This is a genomic window from Ruminococcus sp. N15.MGS-57 (assembly GCF_000980385.1).
Lineage (GTDB): Bacteria > Bacillota > Clostridia > Oscillospirales > Ruminococcaceae > Hominimerdicola > Hominimerdicola aceti.
The window spans coordinates 1-748 of record NZ_LARF01000134.1 but is presented as its reverse complement, the minus strand read 5'-3'; the positions used below and the strand labels follow the sequence as shown (position 1 = coordinate 748).

General features: G+C 37.6%; 2 protein-coding genes. One reads left to right on the top strand and one right to left on the bottom strand.

Going from position 1 to position 748, the window contains the following annotated elements; genetic code table 11:
* Positions 1-171: 171 nt before the first annotated feature.
* Entirely contained in the window at positions 172-306 is a 135-nt protein-coding gene (locus WS40_RS11770) for a helix-turn-helix domain-containing protein (RefSeq protein ID WP_277213109.1), read from the bottom strand.
* A 145-nt stretch (positions 307-451) separates the two neighbouring features.
* On the opposite strand from WS40_RS11770, the gene WS40_RS10960 reads away from it, so the two are divergent.
* The gene (locus tag WS40_RS10960) at positions 452-640 is read left to right on the top strand and encodes a helix-turn-helix domain-containing protein (protein ID WP_022427502.1); all 189 of its coding nucleotides are present in this window, start codon (positions 452-454) and stop codon (positions 638-640) included.
* Positions 641-748 lie beyond the last annotated feature (108 nt).

The following is a 748-nucleotide window of genomic DNA, read 5'->3' as shown; positions in this document are numbered from 1 at the left end:
AAATGTCCGAGAATTGTTACAAGGACAAATATATTTATCATTTTACAGCTTTTTTATGTGTACTGCAATTTTATAAAAGAAAGGACAGCAGTATCATCAAATTGCTGTCCTTGCGGTTTATTATAGCTGGTAGTGTATAAGCGTGGGTTCATCATATTTGGTGTGGTATCTTTAACTATGGGAAACTCCCTGTTCCCAGTTGGAAACACGGCTGTTGCTGACACCGATTTTCTGTGCCAGTTCCTTTTGGCTGAAACCACTCATTTCCCGATATTTACGGATTCTTGCACCGATTTCGTATTTCATCAAATCACCTCTACCTTGATTGTACCACATGAATTCTGTTATGTCAACAAAGAAATCAAGAAAATCTGTATAGCCCGCTTGACTTCACAGATAATCTGTGGTAAAATGATAATAAATCCAGAATTTCTGGAAAGGAGTCTGTCTTATGAGAGTTTATGAGAAAGTTCGCACATACATGGCAAACAATGACTTAAAAGCAGCAAATGTCGCAAAGAAAGCAGGAATTTCCGCTAAGTCTTTTGATGCGATTCTGAACGGAAAACAAACGCTGTACCCGGAAGACCTGAGGGCGATTTGCTATGCTCTGAACGTAAAGCCTGAAAAGTTTATGTAAACGATCAAACGAGACAAGAGCGAAGGGTAAAAATTATGGTACTTGAATTTTTGAAGTATGCGTACTTCAATATGACAAAGGGTGATAGTATGAATGATATTTTAATCA